Annotated in this window: 18 protein-coding genes; 12 read left to right on the forward strand and 6 right to left on the reverse strand. The window is 63.5% G+C overall.

The features are described from left to right. Nucleotides 1-3: 3 nt before the first annotated feature. Nucleotides 4-957 (reverse strand): alpha/beta hydrolase, encoded by a 954-nt coding sequence (locus AC07VU_RS18100; RefSeq protein WP_274304313.1) that lies wholly within the window; start codon nucleotides 955-957, stop codon nucleotides 4-6. Nucleotides 958-1,098: 141 nt separating this feature from the next. Between AC07VU_RS18100 and aroC the strand changes: the two genes are divergently transcribed. The 5 genes from aroC (at nucleotide 1,099) to mtnC (ending at nucleotide 5,323) form a co-directional block, all read left to right on the forward strand. Beyond that, nucleotides 1,099-2,190 (forward strand): chorismate synthase, encoded by a 1,092-nt coding sequence (gene aroC, locus AC07VU_RS18105; RefSeq protein WP_007932265.1) that lies wholly within the window; start codon nucleotides 1,099-1,101, stop codon nucleotides 2,188-2,190. 34 nt (nucleotides 2,191-2,224) lie between these two features. Continuing rightward, complete coding sequence (locus AC07VU_RS18110; protein WP_007932264.1) at nucleotides 2,225-3,373, forward strand: MFS transporter; 1,149 nt, start codon at nucleotides 2,225-2,227, stop codon at nucleotides 3,371-3,373. After that, complete coding sequence (locus AC07VU_RS18115) at nucleotides 3,370-3,990, forward strand: methylthioribulose 1-phosphate dehydratase (protein WP_007932262.1); 621 nt, start codon at nucleotides 3,370-3,372, stop codon at nucleotides 3,988-3,990. The genes AC07VU_RS18110 and AC07VU_RS18115 overlap by 4 nt, the downstream gene beginning before the upstream one ends. 99 nt (nucleotides 3,991-4,089) lie before the next feature. Next, nucleotides 4,090-4,635: a 1,2-dihydroxy-3-keto-5-methylthiopentene dioxygenase gene (locus AC07VU_RS18120; RefSeq protein WP_495030211.1), complete on the forward strand. Its 546-nt coding sequence runs from the start codon at nucleotides 4,090-4,092 to the stop codon at nucleotides 4,633-4,635. A gap of 4 nt (nucleotides 4,636-4,639) precedes the next feature. Beyond that, nucleotides 4,640-5,323, forward strand: coding sequence for an acireductone synthase (gene mtnC / locus AC07VU_RS18125; protein ID WP_495030212.1), 684 nt, complete (start codon nucleotides 4,640-4,642; stop codon nucleotides 5,321-5,323). A gap of 100 nt (nucleotides 5,324-5,423) precedes the next feature. On the opposite strand, the gene AC07VU_RS18130 is transcribed toward mtnC, so the two are convergent. Next, the gene (locus tag AC07VU_RS18130) at nucleotides 5,424-5,702 is read right to left on the reverse strand and encodes a DUF3509 domain-containing protein (RefSeq protein ID WP_009045039.1); all 279 of its coding nucleotides are present in this window, start codon (nucleotides 5,700-5,702) and stop codon (nucleotides 5,424-5,426) included. A 658-nt stretch (nucleotides 5,703-6,360) separates the two neighbouring features. On the opposite strand from AC07VU_RS18130, the gene AC07VU_RS18135 reads away from it, so the two are divergent. The 5 genes from AC07VU_RS18135 (at nucleotide 6,361) to AC07VU_RS18155 (ending at nucleotide 12,157) form a co-directional block, all read left to right on the forward strand. Continuing rightward, on the forward strand, nucleotides 6,361-8,193 hold the full coding sequence (locus tag AC07VU_RS18135; RefSeq protein WP_277589390.1) for a long-chain-acyl-CoA synthetase: 1,833 nt from the start codon (nucleotides 6,361-6,363) through the stop codon (nucleotides 8,191-8,193). A 97-nt stretch (nucleotides 8,194-8,290) separates the two neighbouring features. Further along, nucleotides 8,291-8,809 (forward strand): ankyrin repeat domain-containing protein, encoded by a 519-nt coding sequence (locus tag AC07VU_RS18140; protein WP_009045037.1) that lies wholly within the window; start codon nucleotides 8,291-8,293, stop codon nucleotides 8,807-8,809. Nucleotides 8,810-8,923: 114 nt separating this feature from the next. Then, nucleotides 8,924-9,454 carry a hypothetical protein gene (locus tag AC07VU_RS18145; protein ID WP_062825031.1) on the forward strand — a complete coding sequence of 177 codons (531 nt, stop codon included), beginning with the start codon at nucleotides 8,924-8,926 and terminating at the stop codon, nucleotides 9,452-9,454. Between the two features lie 95 nt (nucleotides 9,455-9,549). Beyond that, the gene (locus AC07VU_RS18150; protein WP_007932252.1) at nucleotides 9,550-9,741 is read left to right on the forward strand and encodes a PLDc N-terminal domain-containing protein; all 192 of its coding nucleotides are present in this window, start codon (nucleotides 9,550-9,552) and stop codon (nucleotides 9,739-9,741) included. A 322-nt stretch (nucleotides 9,742-10,063) separates the two neighbouring features. Then, nucleotides 10,064-12,157: an LTA synthase family protein gene (locus tag AC07VU_RS18155; RefSeq protein WP_053262207.1), complete on the forward strand. Its 2,094-nt coding sequence runs from the start codon at nucleotides 10,064-10,066 to the stop codon at nucleotides 12,155-12,157. Between the two features lie 81 nt (nucleotides 12,158-12,238). On the opposite strand, the gene AC07VU_RS18160 is transcribed toward AC07VU_RS18155, so the two are convergent. Further along, entirely contained in the window at nucleotides 12,239-12,391 is a 153-nt protein-coding gene (locus AC07VU_RS18160) for a DUF3309 family protein (protein ID WP_003226960.1), read from the reverse strand. Between the two features lie 304 nt (nucleotides 12,392-12,695). Here AC07VU_RS18160 and AC07VU_RS18165 point away from each other — a divergent pair, with 304 nt between their 5' ends. Continuing rightward, entirely contained in the window at nucleotides 12,696-13,511 is an 816-nt protein-coding gene (locus tag AC07VU_RS18165; RefSeq protein ID WP_007932248.1) for an SDR family oxidoreductase, read from the forward strand. 64 nt (nucleotides 13,512-13,575) lie between these two features. Beyond that, nucleotides 13,576-13,908 carry a YnfA family protein gene (locus AC07VU_RS18170; protein WP_007932246.1) on the forward strand — a complete coding sequence of 111 codons (333 nt, stop codon included), beginning with the start codon at nucleotides 13,576-13,578 and terminating at the stop codon, nucleotides 13,906-13,908. A gap of 49 nt (nucleotides 13,909-13,957) precedes the next feature. On the opposite strand, the gene AC07VU_RS18175 is transcribed toward AC07VU_RS18170, so the two are convergent. From AC07VU_RS18175 to ngg, 3 genes are all read right to left on the reverse strand, one after another. Beyond that, nucleotides 13,958-14,185 (reverse strand): YheU family protein, encoded by a 228-nt coding sequence (locus AC07VU_RS18175; protein ID WP_007932245.1) that lies wholly within the window; start codon nucleotides 14,183-14,185, stop codon nucleotides 13,958-13,960. Between the two features lie 240 nt (nucleotides 14,186-14,425). Further along, nucleotides 14,426-15,610 carry an osmoprotectant NAGGN system M42 family peptidase gene (locus AC07VU_RS18180; RefSeq protein ID WP_495030213.1) on the reverse strand — a complete coding sequence of 395 codons (1,185 nt, stop codon included), beginning with the start codon at nucleotides 15,608-15,610 and terminating at the stop codon, nucleotides 14,426-14,428. A 99-nt stretch (nucleotides 15,611-15,709) separates the two neighbouring features. Next, nucleotides 15,710-17,455, reverse strand: a complete 1,746-nt coding sequence (gene ngg, locus AC07VU_RS18185) for an N-acetylglutaminylglutamine synthetase (RefSeq protein ID WP_495030214.1) — start codon at nucleotides 17,453-17,455, stop codon at nucleotides 15,710-15,712. Between the last annotated feature and the right edge of the window lie 2 nt (nucleotides 17,456-17,457).

A 17,457-nucleotide genomic window follows, 5' to 3' on the forward strand; every position in this document is an offset into this window, starting at 1 on the left:
GCGTCAACGGGCGTGAAGTCCGTCAATAAAGCTGATGATGCGGGTGCCGAGTTCCGAGGCCAGGGGCAGCTGCGGATCCTTGTAGGAGGCCAGTTGCCGCTTGACGTCGTTGGGCACGATACGCAGGACATGGTTCATGCCTTCGATCAGCGCCAGTTGGGCGTCCGGCTTGGCGGCCTTGAGCATCTGCGCATCGCCGACACCGACCTGGATGTCATTACTGCCCTGGACAATCAGCGCCGGCATCTTGAGGCGGGCGAACGCGGCGGCCGGGTCTTGCCTGAACAGGGTGATCAGGTACGGCTGCACGCTGGGGCGGAAGATCACTTCCAGCTGCGGCGGCACGTCAGTGTCGACCCGGCCAGCCTTGAGGCTGTCGAGCAGTTCGTTGCTGCGCAGCATCAGCGGCGCCGGCAGGCGATAGCTCAGTTGCTGGCGCAGCACCTGGTCCACCGGGCGGGCGGTGCCGGAGATGGAAATCACCGCCGCCGCATCGACCTGGGGCGCCGCCAGGGTGGCGATCAGCGCGCCTTCGCTGTGGCCGAGCATAATCAACGGGCCCAGGCGCGGGTCGCCCTTGAGCTTCTTGCCCCAGGCCACGGCGTCGGCGACGTAGGCGTCGAGGGTCAGGTTGCGCTCGTCCGGGGTGGCGGCGAGGCTGGCGGCCACCCCGCGCTTGTCGTAGCGCACGCTGGCGATGTTGTGCTTGGCCAGCACCCAGGCCAGGCGCTTGAGGCTGTCGTTGCGCCCGCCGTCGGGGTTGTTGCCGTTGCGGTCAGTGGGGCCGGAGCCGGAGACGATCAGGACCACCGGCACCGGGGCGTCGGACTTGGGCAGCAGCAGCGAGCCGTATAACTCGCCAGTGCCGGTGTCGAGGCTGATGGGACGTTGCAGTACGGCCGCCTGGACCAGGCCGGTGAACAGGGTAAGGCTCAAGAGAAGAACTCGCAGCATCATCACGCCATCATGGAGAAGGTGCCGGTTGGACTTCCGGACACGGATAAGGTTCGAGGATGAACTAGTTGGGGAGCCTGCGTATACTTCCCGGCTCAGTAATCCAGATTGAGTTATTTCGGCTGATTTCATGGAGCGTCCTGCATGTCCGGCAATACCTACGGCAAGCTGTTCACTGTCACCACCGCGGGCGAAAGCCATGGTCCGGCGTTGGTCGCCATTGTCGACGGCTGCCCACCGGGTCTTGAGCTGTCGCTGGACGATCTGCAGCGCGACCTGGACCGGCGCAAGCCCGGCACCAGCCGCCACACGACCCAGCGCCAGGAAGCCGATGAAGTCGAAATCCTCTCCGGCGTGTTCGAGGGCAAGACCACCGGCTGCTCCATCGGCCTGCTGATCCGCAACACCGACCAGAAGTCCAAGGACTACTCGGCGATCAAGGATCTGTTCCGCCCGGCCCACGCCGATTACACCTACCACCACAAATACGGCATCCGCGACTACCGCGGCGGCGGTCGCAGCTCGGCGCGGGAAACCGCCATGCGCGTGGCGGCCGGGGCCATCGCCAAGAAATACCTGGCCAGCCAGGGCATCGTGGTGCGTGGCTACATGAGCCAGCTGGGCCCGATCGAAATTCCGTTCAAGACCTGGGACTCGGTGGAAGACAACGCCTTCTTCAGCCCCGACCCGGACAAGGTGCCGGAGCTGGAAGCCTACATGGACCAGCTGCGTCGCGACCAGGACTCGGTGGGCGCCAAGATCACCGTGGTCGCCGAGGGTGTGATGCCGGGCCTGGGCGAGCCGATCTTCGACCGCCTGGACGCCGAGCTGGCCCATGCGCTGATGAGCATCAACGCGGTCAAGGGCGTGGAAATCGGCGCCGGTTTCGCCAGCGTCGCCCAGCGTGGCACCGAGCATCGCGACGAGTTGACCCCGCAAGGTTTCCTCAGCAACAACGCGGGCGGCATCCTGGGCGGGATTTCCTCCGGCCAGCCGATCGTCGCGCACCTGGCGCTCAAGCCGACCTCCAGCATCACCACCCCGGGCCGCTCGATCGACATCGATGGCAACCCGGTGGACGTCATCACCAAGGGCCGTCACGACCCGTGCGTGGGCATCCGCGCCACGCCGATCGCCGAAGCCATGATGGCCATCGTGCTGATGGATCACCTGCTGCGTCATCGTGGCCAGAATGCCGACGTGCGCGTCAGCACGCCGGTGCTGGGCCAGTTGTAATGGCGTCTCTGCCAGTCGCCACGGTCTGACGGCCGTGGCGGCGCTCCCGTACTGGCGGCTCTCCAGTTTCTACCTGTTCTATTTCGCCTTGCTGGGGTCGACCGCGCCGTTTCTGGCGCTGTATTTCGATCACCTGGGGTTTTCCAGCGCGCGTATTGGCGAGCTGGTGGCGATTCCCATGCTGATGCGCTGCGTGGCGCCGAACCTCTGGGGCTGGCTGGGCGACTACACCGGCCGGCGCCTGGCCATCGTGCGTTTTGGCGCGATCTGCACGCTGCTGAGTTTTTCGCTGATTTTCGTCAGCAAGAGCTACGCCTGGCTGGCGATGGTCATGGCCCTGCATGCGTTCTTCTGGCACGCGGTATTGCCGCAATTCGAAGTGATCACCCTGGCGCACCTGCAAGGCCAGACCGCTCGCTACAGCCAGATCCGCCTGTGGGGGTCGATCGGTTTCATCCTCACGGTGGTGGCGCTGGGGCGATTATTCGAGTGGTTGAGCCTGGACATCTACCCGGCGGCGCTGGTGCTGATCATGGCCGGCATCGTGCTCAGCAGCGCCTGGGTGCCCAACGCCCAGCCAGCGGCCCAGGGCAGCCGCTTGGCCGCCGGGGGCTTTCTTGGCCAGCTGCGCAGCCCCGGCGTCCTGGCCTTCTATGCCTGCGTGGCGCTGATGCAAATGAGCCACGGTCCTTACTACACCTTCCTGACCCTGCACCTGGAACATCTGGGCTACAGCCGCGGCTTGATCGGTTTGTTGTGGGCGCTGGGGGTGGTCGCCGAAGTCTTGATGTTCCTGGCGATGAGCTGGATTCTCTCGCGGTTTTCGGTACGCCGGGTGCTGCTGGCGAGTTTCCTGCTGGCGGCCCTGCGCTGGTTGCTGCTGGGCGCCTTTGCCGAGCATCTGTGGCTGCTGTTGTTTGCCCAGGTGCTGCATGCCGCGACCTTCGGCAGCTTTCATGCCGCGGCCATTCATTTCGTGCAACGCAGCTTCGGCGACCGCCAGCAAGGCCAGGGCCAGGCCCTGTACGCGGCCCTGGCCGGCACCGGCGGCGCATTGGGCGCGTTGTATTCCGGCTACAGCTGGAACGCCCTGGGCGCGACATTGACCTTTAGTATTGCAAGCCTCGCAGCGCTGGCGGCAGCCGTTATCATTGCCACACGTATGCAAGAGGAGAGGCCATGAGCCTTACCCGCGAACAGCTGGCACAGGACATCATCGAGGTCGGACGCTTTCTGTATGCCCGCGGCTGGTCCCCGGCCACCAGCAGCAACTATTCCACGCGCCTGTCGCCGAGCGCGCTATTGCTCACGGTTTCGGGCAAGCACAAAGGCCAGTTGGGCCTGGATGACGTGCTGGCCACCGACTTGTCGGGCAACAGCCTGGAGCCGGGCAAAAAGCCGTCGGCCGAAACCCTGTTGCACACCCAGCTGTACAGCTGGAACCCGCAGATCGGCGCCGTGTTGCATACCCACTCGGTGAATGCCACGGTGCTGTCACGCCTGACCGCCGAGGACTTCATCGAGTTCGAGGGTTACGAGCTGCAAAAGGCTTTTACCGGCATTGCCAGCCACGAGTCGCGGGTGCGCGTGCCGATTTTCGACAACGATCAGGACATCGCCCGGCTGGCGACCAAGATCCAGCCCTGGCTCGACGCCCATGCCGATTGCGTCGGCTACCTGATTCGCGGTCATGGCCTCTACACCTGGGGCGCGCGCATGAGTGACGCGCAGCGCCAGATCGAGGCCTTCGAGTTTCTGTTCGAGTGCGAGTTGCAGACTCGCGCCCTGTTAAACCGTTAAGGCTTGCTTCGACTGAAGTAGCCAGCGCCTGATGATATGCACTGCCTGACCGGCCTGGAAAAAGCCGGAAGGCACTGCCGATAACGAGGAATTGCCAAGATGAGCAGCCTGTCCGTTTACCACGTATCCAGCCCGGACCTGCCGAACAAGGTGCTGACCCATTTCGACGATATCGCCGCGACCCTGGCCGAGCAGGGCGTGCGTTTCGATCGCTGGCAAGCCGCCACCAGGATCCAGCCGGGCGCCAGCCAGGAGGAGGTGATAGGCGCCTACCAGGAACAGATCGACCGTCTGATGACCGAGCGCGGCTATATCACTGTCGATGTGATCAGCCTCAATGGCAATCACCCGCAGAAGGCCGAGCTGCGCGCCAAGTTCCTCGACGAACACCGGCATGCCGAGGACGAAGTGCGCTTTTTCGTCGCCGGCCGCGGCCTGTTCAGCCTGCATATCGGCGACTACGTGTATGCCGTGCTCTGCGAGAAGAACGACCTGATCTCGGTGCCGGCCGGTACCGCGCACTGGTTCGACATGGGCGAGAACCCATACCTGGTGGCGATCCGCATGTTCAACAACCCGCAAGGCTGGGTCGCCAACTTCACCGGTTCCGATATCGCCAGCCAGTTCCCGCTTCTGGAGGATTGAGCGGATGCCGATCAAGGCCATTCTCACCGACATCGAAGGCACCACCAGCGCGGTGAGCTTTGTCTTCGAGGTGCTGTTCCCCTATGCGGTGCGGCACCTGCCGGACTTCGTGCGCAAGCACGCCAGCCGGGCCGACGTTGCCGAGCAGTTGCAGGCGGTGCGCGAGGCCAGCGGCGAGCCGGCGGCGGACGTCGAGTGGGTGATCGGGATTCTGTTGGGCTGGATCGCGGAAGATCGCAAGTCCACGCCACTCAAGGCGCTGCAAGGCATGGTCTGGGAGCAGGGGTACCGGGCCGGACAGCTCAAGGGCCATGTCTACCCGGATGCGGTGGCGGCGTTGCAGCGCTGGCACCAGGCCGGCTATCGGTTGTATGTCTATTCGTCGGGCTCGATCCAGGCGCAGAAGCTGATTTTCGGTTGCTCAACTGCCGGGGACCTGTCGCCGCTGTTCAGCGGTTTTTTCGACACCACCTCGGGGCCGAAACGGGAAGTGCAGTCTTACCAGCGCATTACCCAGGCCATCGGCTGTGCGCCCGGGCAGATTCTCTTTTTGTCCGATATTGTCCAGGAGCTGGATGCGGCCCGGTCCGCCGGCCTGGCCACCTGCGGCCTGGTGCGCGAAGGCGGGGTATTGGCGGGGCATGCGAATGTAGCGAGCTTCGCCGATATCGATCCGCAGGGTTTCTGAAAAGCAATCAGGCCGTGTCAGCGCAAGGCTGGCACGGCCTGATTGGGGGTATCTGTTATCCAACTGCCGGTGATCATCGCGAATCCGTGGCGGTGCGGATTTAAAGCGAGTGATACGACGGCAGGGCAAAACGGTTCTGGCTTTGCAGCAGGGAAATCTGTGGCAATTCGCTGGCCTGTTCGGCCAGGTCGCGACGCAACGCGCTGATCACCCACGACAACTGATCGCCCGCATGCAACTGCGCATAGGAGATCGAGCGCTTGAGCTGTTTACCTTCGCTGTTACGCAGCGTCAGCAGGATGCCGCCATCGGGCCGTGGCTGAGTGGTCACTTCGTAGTTGGAGAACAGGGAAGCGAATTTTTCTTGGATCAGGCTCATGTCTATCAGCTCCATTGGTTCTTGAATGGCAAACCTGGAGTGATAGGTGCAGCGATTGTGCCAGCCTCAATTTTTATAAAAATCGTTATAAATCATATCGTTATAAAAAATCGCCGTTTGCGGGTTCGTGCAATTTGCATGAATGGCCATCGTGCATCCTGCATTTTGCGAGATCGCGGGCCTGGGCAAGGGCAGGGGAGTAACGCTGTGACTGCCGGTTCACGCAAAAGATTCAGCCGGCAAGCCCGGCCCTCAAGCGCGAGGCACCTGGCGGCGCGGAGGAGATACAAAACTTTGCAAAAACTCCATGTACAGGCCAGGAAGCGCTGACGTATTTTTTTGCCAGCGACAAGCTTGGCGCAGACTCTTTGCACAAGCCAAAACCCTGATGTTCCGGGCTGTACAGGTCAATCAGACGTTTCACCGACATGGACAGTCATGCGCCGTGATCCCTTGGATCATGGGCGCCTGATAATAAGAAAATAGGACGTCATCCATGAACGCCATGCTCTGCGTTACTGCCAATAGCACGCCCCCTGTTTCTCCTATTTGCCGTCGCGGCCCGCCCTCGGGCCCCAGCTGAATAGCCCCATCGACCCTTGTCCGCCTGCCCGGCCTGGCCCCGTGCAGGATCCTTTTGCGTCGAACAGGAGCCGTCATGAGCACTCATCAGCACGACATGATCACCTGGGGCATGATGCTACGGAAGTTGCCCTCCATCGCCCGGGCGTTGCCGCGGGTCATCAAGGGCATGCAGATAGCCAACGTCAAGCGCGCCGATCAGCCCTGCGGGCTGGGCTGGACCTTCGAGCAGGCCACCCAACGCAACCCCGACGGCCCGGCGCTGCTGTACGGCGACCGGGTGTTGAGTTATGCACAGGCCAATCAGTGGGCCAACCGGATCGCCCATTACCTGGCGAGCCAGGGCATCGGCAAGGGCGACGTGGTGGCGATCTTCGTCGAGAACCGTCCCGAGTTGCTGGTGAGCGTGCTGGCGGTGGCCAAGCTCGGCGGTATCTGCGCCATGCTCAATACCGCGCAGACCGGCAGTGTACTGGTGCACAGCGTGAACCTGGTGAAGCCGGTAGCGATGATCGTCGGCGGCGAACTGCTGGATGCCTATTCGGCGATTCGCGATCAGGTCGCCATCGACGAGGCGCGCACCTGGTTCGTCGCCGATCCGGAGGTGGCGTCCGGGCCAACGCCTGCCGGTTGCATCGACCTGATGACCGCCAGCGCCGCCAGTGAATCGTCCAACCCACCAAGTACCGCGCGGATCTACCTCGACGATCCGTGCTTCTATATCTACACCTCCGGCACCACCGGGCTGCCCAAGGCCGGTATTTTCAAGCACGGCCGCTGGATGCGCAGCTCGGCCAGCTTCGGCATGATCGCCCTCGACATGCAGCCGGCCGATATCCTGTACTGCACCTTGCCGCTGTATCACGCCACCGGGTTGTGCGTGTGCTGGGGCTCGGCCATCAGCGGCGCCTCGGGCTTCGCCATTCGCCGCAAGTTCAGCGCCAGCCGGTTCTGGGAAGACGCCCGCCGGTTCAAGGCCACCACCATTGGTTATGTGGGCGAGCTGTGCCGTTACCTGGTTGACCAGCCTGCCTGCGAGCACGACCGTGACAACAGCGTGGTGAAGATGGTCGGCAACGGCCTGCGCCCCGGCGTGTGGGGGCCGTTCAAGCAGCGTTTCGGCATCGAGCATATCTGTGAGCTGTATGCCGCCAGCGACGGCAATATCGGCTTTACCAACGTGCTCAACTTCGACAATACCGTGGGTTTTTCCCTGGCGCCCTGGGCGCTGGTGGAGTATGCCCACGACACCTGCGCGCCGATCCGCAACGGTTCCGGCTTCATGCAGAAGGTCGCCAAGGGTGGGCAAGGCCTGCTGCTGGCGAAGATCGACGACAAGGCACCGCTGGACGGCTATACCGAGCCGGAAAAGAACCTGAAGGTGATCCTCACCGACGTGTTCGAGAAGGGCGACCGTTACTTCAATACCGGCGACCTGCTGCGCGATATCGGTTTTGGCCATGCGCAGTTCATCGATCGCCTGGGCGATACCTATCGCTGGAAGGGCGAAAACGTCTCCACCACCGAGGTGGAGAACATCCTCCTGCAACATCCGCAGGTCGCCGAGGCGGTGGCCTATGGCGTGGAGGTGCACAACACCAACGGTCGTGCCGGGATGGCGGCGATCACCCCGGCCGAATCCCTGGCGACCCTGGATTTCACCGAGCTGTTGCAGTTCGTCCGCGAGCATCTGCCGGGCTACGCGGTGCCGCTGTTCCTGCGGGTCAAGGTGAAGATGGAGACCACCGGCACCTTCAAGTACCAGAAGACCCGGCTCAAGGAAGAAGCCTTCGACCCGTCGAAAACCGGCGGCGATCCGGTGTACGCCTGGTTGCCGGGGTCGGCGACCTATGTCCGGGTGACGGAGGCGGTCCTGGCGGATATTTGTGCCGGTCGGCACCGTTATTGATTCTGGCTATGGCCGCTCTTGAGAAAAAAGGGATGACAGGGCGGGAGCCGCTTGGGGACACTAGCGGCTTTCCGATTGGCCGAAAGTGGAGTTCCCGATGTCAGACAAAAGCCGCCAGATGACCGCAGAAGAAGCCGCCGAGTTTACCGAGCAGGTCTTCAACGTCGCACGTCAAGGCGACGCCCAGATGCTCGACAAGCTGGCGAGCAGCGGTCTGCCGGTCAACCTGCGCAATCACAAGGGCGACACCCTGCTGATGCTGGCCAGCTACTACGGGCATGTGGACGCGGTGCAGGTGCTGCTCAAGCACAAGGCCGACCCCGAGATCCGTAACGACAACGGCCAGAGCCCGATCGCCGGCGCGGCCTTCAAGGGCGACCTGGCGGTGGTCAAGGCGCTGGTGGAAGGCGGTGCCGAGGTGGAAGGCTCGTCCTTCGACGGGCGTACCGCGCTGATGATGGCGGCGATGTTCAACCGCACGGAAATCGTCGACTACCTCATCGGCAAGGGCGCCAACCCGCGGGCCACCGACGCCAATGGCGTGAGCGCACTGGACGCGGCGAAGACCATGGGCGCCGTCGACACCACCGCGCAATTGCAGAAGTTGCTGGGCTGAGCTGAACGGCGCATACCGTCGGGCCAGGGCCATGCCTGGGGCGCGGCGGTAGGTTCGCGGGCCGGGTTTAGGCTATCCTGCGCGCCCGCCATTGACCCGTAACAGGATTCGCCCATGAAAAACGTCCTCGCCGAACTCATCACTAAAATCAGCTCCGGCTGCATGGGCGAAGAAGAAATCCTGCGGATCGCCGACGAGGCCGCCCAGGCCTACGCCGATCCCCAGGCCTTCCTGGCCGCCAATCCGGACATCAACTACGACGACAGCTTCCCGATCCCGCTGGGCGAATGGGTGGTGGTCGGCAGCCTGCCGGACACCGTGCTGTTCCAGGCCGACACCTACATGGACCTGTTCGCGCAGATCGTCGCGTCTTTCGGCCCGGGCGTGGCGTTCAATATCAAGCCCAAGCAACTGGCCAAGACCGAGGCCCTGACCGCGCTCAACCGCATCCAGATCCAGATGGGCAGCATGAACCCGGAAAACGGCGGTTACGTGCTGATGAACTTCAGCCAGTTGCTGGACGACGAGCTGCAAGTGGTGCTGGTCTACGGCAACGACGTGCCGCGGGTGCTGGAGCTGTGCGCCGAAGCCGGCATTGCCGCCGCGCCGTCCCTGGAAGCGCTCAAGGTCGCGGTTCACGTCTGAGCCGCGGGCCACAGCCGACCGCGCAGGCAATAAAAAGGAACCCCGCTGCCGGCCGACTATCCTAAGTGGGCAAGCCCTCATTTAGGAGCGACACCATGGGTTCCACTTTCAATACGCTGGTTGGACTGATCATCCTCGCGCTGGACATCTGGGCGATCATCAATGTGCTTAAAAGCAGTGCCGAAACCGGGATGAAAATCCTCTGGGTGTTGCTGATCATCCTGTTGCCGGTGCTGGGCCTGATCATCTGGGCGATTGCCGGGCCGCGCGGCAACGTACGGCTCTGAAGGCTGGCGTGGGGTTCAAAAGGGGCCGCCAGGCCCTTTTTTATGTGACCAAATATGCGCTGCACGAAATTTTCACAAAGTCTCCATGACAATTCGCCAGCGCTGTTTTTCCGCTGCTCCCGTGCGATCTCCGATTGCGATCCCTGGCTCTGGGCCATTGCCGGCCAGGGGAGGGCGCCTGCCAGTAATCAATGGCAATGCCGCTGCTGATCGTGCAACATTTGCGCACCGCGCCATCCCCCCAGCCCTGAATGGCTACAAGAGGGCAAAGCGCAGCTGCATTCTTTTCGCAACTTCAACTTCCATTGGGTCCTAAAACGATATGGCAAACCCGGACGTCCTGAGTCAGCAGCGAGCCTCGAGTCGCCTGCTGCAACCGACCGTCAAATCGCATCTGGCTTATACGCTGCTCTGCGCGCTGGCCATGATGGTCATGCTGTCTTTGCTGCGCGTGGCGCTGCTGGTCTACAACCGCGAGATGATCCTCGACACACCGGCCTCGACCTTCCTTGAAGCCTTCGCCAACGGCCTGCGCTTCGATGTGCGCCTGGTGGTCTACCTCAGCATCCCGCTGCTGCTGGCGCTGTTCAGTGCCCGGGCCATGGCAGCTCGCGGTTTCTTCCGCTTCTGGCTGACCATCGTTTCGAGCATCGCGCTGTTCCTCGGCCTGATGGAGATGGACTTCTACCGCGAGTTCCACCAGCGCCTCAACGGCCTGGTCTTCCAGTATGTGAAGGAAGACCCGAAAACCGTGATGAGCATGCTCTGGTACGGCTTCCCGGTGGTGCGCTACCTGCTGGCCTGGGCGGTCGGCACCTGGCTGCTGAGCCTGGCGTTCAAGGGCGCCGACCGCGCGACCCGGCCGCGTGGCCCGTTCAGCGGCGGCAGCATCGGCACCCGGCAGGTCGCCCCGTGGTACGCCCGTATCGGCGTCTTCGTGGTCTGCCTGCTGGTCTGCGTGGTCGCCGCCCGCGGCACCCTGCGCCAGGGCCCGCCACTGCGCTGGGGTGACGTCTACACCACCGAATCGAACTTCGCCAACCAGCTGGGCCTCAACGGCACGCTGTCGCTGGTCGAGGCGGCCAAGAGCCGGATGGGCGAGGACCGCAGCAATATCTGGAAAGCCACCCTGCCGCAGCCCGAGGCGCAGCAAGTGGTGCGCGACCTGCTGGTGATGCCGGACGACAAGCTGGTGGACGCCGATATCGCCGCCGTGCGCCGCGACTACACGCCACCGGCCGACAAGACCCTGCCGATCAAGAACGTGGTCGTGATCCTGATGGAAAGCATGGCCGGTCACTCGGTGGGTGCCCTGGGCGCTCCAGGCAATATCACCCCGTACCTGGACCAACTGTCCAAGGAAGGCCTGCTGTTCGACCGCTTCTTCTCCAACGGCACCCATACCCACCAGGGCATGTTCGCCACCATGGCCTGCTTCCCCAACCTGCCGGGTTTCGAATACCTGATGCAGACCCCGGAAGGCAGCCACAAGCTGTCCGGCCTGCCGCAGGTGCTGAGCGCCCGCAAGTATGACGACGTGTATGTCTACAACGGCGATTTCGCCTGGGACAACCAGTCGGGCTTCTTCAGCAACCAGGGCATGACCAACTTCGTCGGTCGCAACGACTTCGTCGATCCGGTGTTCTCTGATCCGACCTGGGGCGTATCCGACCAGGACATGTTCAACCGTGGCCTGGAAGAGTTGAAGGCGCGGGAAAACGGCAAGCCGTTCTATGCCCTGCTGCAGACCCTGTCCAACCACACCCCGTACGCCTTGCCGACGCCATTGCCGGTGGAGAAGGTGACCGACCGTGGCAGCCTGAACGAACACCTGACCGCCATGCGTTATTCCGACTGGGCCCTTGGCCAGTTCTTCGAGAAGGCGCGCAAGGAGCCGTACTTCAAGGAGACGCTGTTCGTGATCGTGGGTGACCATGGTTTTGGCAACGAGCGCCAGATCACCGAAATGGACCTGGGCCGCTTCAACGTGCCGATGCTGATGATCGCTCCGGGCATCCAGGAAAAATTCGGCCAGCGCAACCACACCGTGGGCACCCAGGTCGATATCGTGCCGACCATCATGGGCCGCCTCGGTGGCGAAGTGCGTCACCAGTGCTGGGGCCGCGACCTGCTCAACCTGCCGGAAGGCGACACCGGCTTTGGCGTGATCAAGCCGTCGGGCAGCGAGCAGACCACGGCCATCGTCACCGCCGACCAGATCCTGGTTCTGCCGCGCGAGAAGGAAATGGCGCCGAAGATCTACCAGTACGAACTGGGCGCCAATCCGCATGCCGAAGTGGTGCCGGACGCACCGCGTACCGCCGAGTTGAAGCACAAGCTGGAAGCTTTCCTGCAAACCGCTACCAAGAGCCTGTTGGATAACACCGCGGGCGTGGTGCACGGCACGCCGGACTGATTCATTGCGCTAATGAAAAAGAGGCCCTCGGGCCTCTTTTTTTTGACGGTTATTAAAGTGCCGGACATGAACTGGCGAAATCTATATCCGGCCCAGTAACAGGAGAACCAGCAACACCACCAGCACCACACCGATGATGCCGGACGGGCCATAACCCCAGCTTCTGGAGTGCGGGAACACTGGAAGACCACCGATCAGCAGAAGAATCAGAATAATGATCAGGATTGTGCCCATGTCGTTTTCCTTATTGGAGGATCGAAGGCGCGGCTGGACTCGAAGGCAATTAATCCGTACCGCTTAATCATTCGGACTCTGTGCCTTGAAGGATGATTCCAAGTTTTTTTAATGCTTTTTTAACGCAGGCCTATTTCTTTTCGTACCTGCTGCCGGTGGCCATCGAGTTGAACGTGCAACACCGCGGGAAGTTGCACCGAGGCCCCGGTTTGCCTGGGGCATTCAGCAATCTGATGGTGCGTGGGCGGCACAAAATCCTTCGCTACACTCGCCTCATCTTCCCCGGAACAACAAGGCAACTCCTATGCAAAATCGCATGATGATCACTGGCGCCGGATCCGGCCTGGGTCGCGAAATCGCTCTGCGTTGGGCGCGCGAAGGCTGGCAGCTGGCGTTGTCGGATGTCAGCGAACCCGGCCTGCAGGAAACCCTCAGGCTGGTACGCGAAGCCGGCGGCGATGGCTTCGTGCAACGTTGCGACGTGCGTGACTACAGCCAGTTGACCGCCTTCGCCCAGGCCTGTGAAGTCAAGCTCGGCGGCATCGATGTGATCGTCAATAATGCCGGCGTGGCCTCCGGCGGCTTCTTCAGCGAATTGTCCCTGGAGGACTGGGACTGGCAGATCGCGATCAACCTGATGGGCGTGGTCAAGGGCTGCAAGGCGTTCCTGCCGCTGCTGGAAAAGAGCAAGGGCCGGATCATCAATATCGCCTCGATGGCGGCCTTGATGCAGGGCCCGGCGATGAGCAACTACAACGTGGCCAAGGCCGGCGTGGTGGCCCTGTCCGAAAGCCTGTTGATCGAACTGGCCCAGCAGGAGATCGGCGTGCACGTGGTATGCCCGTCGTTCTTCCAGACCAACCTGCTGGATTCGTTCCGTGGCCCGACCCCGGCGATGAAGGCCCAGGTCGGCAAGCTGCTGGAAAGCTCGCCGATCAGCGCGGCGGACATCGCCGACTACATCTACACCCGGGTCGCCGCCGGCGAATTCATGATCCTGCCCCACGAACAGGGGCGCATGGCCTGGGCCCTGAAGCAGAAGAACCCGCAGTTGCTGTACGACGAAATGACCCTCATGGCCGACAAGATGCGCGCCAAGGCCAAGCAAAACGCCAGCTGAGCTTGCTCCTGCCCCGGCGCGTCGTTAGGGTTGCCAGCATCTGGCATCCCTGACGAGACCTTGCATGCTCAATTACCTGTGGTTCTTCCTCGCCGCGCTGTTCGAGATCGCCGGCTGCTACGCCTTCTGGATGTGGCTGCGCCAGGGCAAAAGCGCCTGGTGGATGGTCCCGGCGCTGGCGAGCCTGATGCTCTTCGCCCTGTTGCTGACCAAGATCGAGGCGAGCTACGCTGGCCGCGCCTATGCGGCGTACGGCGGGATCTACATCATCGCCTCGATCGGCTGGCTGGGTATGGTGGAGCGGGTACGGCCGCTGAGTTCGGACTGGCTGGGGGTGGCGCTGTGCGTGATCGGCGCGAGCATCATTCTGTTCGGGCCGCGCTTTACCAACGGTTAGGAACTGGCGGGTTGCGGGCGCCGCGATGGCGCCCGGTCCCGGGCGGGAATCAGTCGAACAATTCCTTGGGCACATCGTGCTTGAGCATCAACTGGCACTGCTCGCTGTCCGGGTCGAAGACGATCACCGCCTGGCCCTTGGTCAGCGCCTGGCGCACGCGCAGGACGCGGGTTTCCAGCGGGGTGTCGTCGCCATTGTCGGTGCCGTCGCGGGTGACGAAGTCTTCGATCAGGCGGGTCAGGGTGTCGACTTCTAGTTGGTCATGGGGAATCAGCATACGGGCCTCCGGCAAACAATCCCGGATCCTACTGCGCCGGGCCCCGCGCGGCTAGGCAAACCTCGCACGGGGCCGTAATGCCGATCATCTGTAGGAGCGAGCTTGCTCGCGATGAGCGCGCAGCGCTCGCCTTGAGGGCCCTGCGTATTTACCTGTGAGTACGTGTGGGGCGAGAGTTCAGCGCTTTGCGCTCTATCGCGAGCAAGCTCGCTCCTACAGTGGAAGCGGGGGCTTTTCACCTCAGGGCTTTTGCCCCACCAGGCTGTCCACCGACGGCACCCGGGTGTCGCTTTCCATTTGTGTGTCGTGTTCCAGTTGATGGCTGAAACGGTCCAGGGAACCCTGGGCCGGCTGTGCGTCGCTGGCGAACACCGGCGGGCTGAGAATGTAGGCGCCCAGCAGGCGGCTGAGGGCCGCCAGGCTGTCGATATGGGTGCGCTCGTAGCCGTGGGTGGCGTCGCAACCGAAGGCCAGCAGGGCGGTACGGATATCGTGGCCGGCGGTGACCGCCGAATGGGCATCGCTGAAGTAGTAGCGGAACAGGTCGCGGCGTACCGGCAGTTCGTGTTCCGTGGCCAGGCGCAGCAGATGGCGCGACAGGTGATAGTCGTAAGGCCCGCCGGAGTCCTGCATGGCCACGCTCACCGAGTGCTCGCTGGAGTGCTGGCCGGGGGCGACCGGGGCGATGTCGATGCCGACGAATTCGCTGACGTCCCAGGGCAGGGCCGCCGCCGCGCCGCTGCCGGTCTCTTCGGTGATGGTGAACAGCGGATGGCAGTCGATCATCAGTGGCTCGCCGCTGTCGACGATGGCCTTGAGCGCGGCCAGCAGCGCCGCGACCCCTGCCTTGTCGTCGAGGTGGCGGGCGCTGATATGGCCGCTTTCGGTGAACTCCGGCAAGGGATCGAACGCGACGAAATCGCCGACGCCGATGCCCAGCGACTCGCAGTCGGCGCGGGTGGTGCAGTAGGCGTCCAGGCGCAATTCGATGTGGTCCCAACTGATGGGCATCTCGTCCACCGCGGTGTTGAAGGCGTGCCCGGAGGCCATCAGCGGCAACACGCTGCCACGCAATACGCCGTTGTCGGTGAACAGGCTGACCCGGCTGCCCTCGGCGAAACGGCTGGACCAGCAGCCGACCGGGGCCAGGGTCAGGCGGCCGTTGTCTTTCACTGCGCGCACGCTGGCGCCGATGGTGTCCAGGTGCGCCGAGACGGCGCGGTCCGGGCTGTTCTTCTGCCCCTTGAGGGTGGCGCGAATGGTGCCGCGGCGGGTCAACTCGAAGGGAATGCCCAGTTCTTCCAGGCGCTCGGCCACGTAACGCACGATGGTGTCGGTGAAGCCGGTGGGGCTGGGAATGGCGAGCATTTCCAGGAGGACTTTCTGCAGGTAGTTGAGGTCCGGTTCGGGAATCGATCGGGTCATGGAAACTCCTGATGATGAAAAGGCATCGCGAGCAAGGCGGCGATCCCTGTAGGAGCGAGGCTTGCCCGCGATGAGGCCGCGACGGTCAGCACAAGGCTTTCAGATCGCCGGCTGGCTGTGGGGAAACAACAGGTCGACAAAGCGCTCGGCCGTCGGCTGCGGTTCATGGTTGGCCAGGCCGGCGCGCTCGTTGGCCTCGATGAACACGTACTGCGGCTGGTCCGCCGCCGGCACCATCAGGTCGAGGCCGACCATCGGGATATCCAGCGCCCGCGCCGCGCGGATCGCGGCGTCCACCAATTCTGGATGCAGAATCGCGGTGACATCTTCCAGGGTGCCGCCGGTATGCAGGTTGGCGGTGCGCCGCACGAACAGCCGTTCGCCGGCCGCCAGGATGCTGTCGTAGCCGTGCCCGGCGGCCTGCAGGGTGCGCTGGGTTTCGTGGTCCAGGGGGATCTTGCTTTCGCCGCCGGTGGCGGCCTGGCGACGCCGGCTTTGCGCTTCGATCAGCTCGCCGATGGAGTGCTGGCCGTCGCCGATCACCTCGGCCGGCCGGCGAATGGCCGCGGCGACCACCTCGAAGCCGATCACCAGGACGCGCAGGTCCAGGCCCTCGTGGAAGCTCTCGAGCAACACCCGGCTGTCGAACCGCCGGGCGTTGTCGATCGCCTGTTGCACTTCTTCGATGGTGCGCAGATCCACGGCCACACCTTGGCCTTGTTCCCCGTCGAGCGGCTTGACCACCACCCGTTCATGCTCGTCGAGAAACGCCAGGTTGTCGTCGGCGTTGCCCGCGAGTTGTTGCGCCGGCAGGTTCAGCCCGGCCTGTTTCAGTACCTTGTGGGTCAGGCTCTTGTCCTGGCACAGGCTCATGCTGATGGCGCTGGTCAGGTCGCTGAGGGATTCACGGCAACGCACCCGGCGGCCGCCATGGCTGAGGGTGAACATCCCGGCTTCGGCGTCGTCGACCTGCACGTCGATGCCGCGGCGATGGGCTTCCTCGACGATGATCCGCGCGTAAGGGTTGAACTGCGCCTCGGGCCCGGGGCCGAGGAACAGCGGCTGGTTGATGCCGTTCTTGCGCTTGATGGCGAAGGTCGACAGCGTGCGGAAACCCAGCTTGGCGTACAGGCACTTGGCCTGGCGATTGTCGTGCAGCACCGACAGGTCGAGGTAGCTCAGGCCACGGCTCATGAAGTGTTCGATCAGGTGCCGGACCAGCACTTCGCCGACCCCCGGGCGGGTGCAATGCGGGTCCACCGCCAGGCACCACAGGCTGCTGCCGTGCTCCGGATCGTGGAAGGCCTTCTGGTGGTCCAGGCCCATGACGCTGCCGATCACCGCGCCGTTGTCTTCGTCTTCGGCCAGCCAGTACACCGGCCCGCCGGCATGGCGCGGGGTCAGCAGGCTCGGGTCGACCGGCAGCATGTTGCGGGCCAGGTACAGCTGGTTGATGGCCTGCCAGTCCGCCGCGTTCTGCGCCCGACGGATGCGGAAGCCGCGAAACACCCGGGTGGCCTGGCGGTAGTCGCTGAACCACAGGCGCAGGGTGTCCGAGGGGTCGAGGAACAACTGGGTCGGTTCCAGGCCGAGGATCTGCTGGGGGGCGGCGACATACAGGGCGATGTCGCGTTCGCCGGGGTGTTCGTTGAGCAGCTCCTCGGCCAGGCTCGTCGGGTCGGGAAAGGTATGGCCGATCAGCAGCCGGCCCCAGCCGCAATGCACGGCAATCGGGTCGGTGCCGAGGGCGCTGCGGTCTTCGGCGAAACGCGCCTGCAGACGCTCGTAGGAGGGCGCCTGACCGCGCAACAAGCGTTGGCTGTAAGCCGTGGCATGGGGTTTCATGG

The organism is Pseudomonas sp. GW821-FHT02B10, assembly GCF_059421865.1.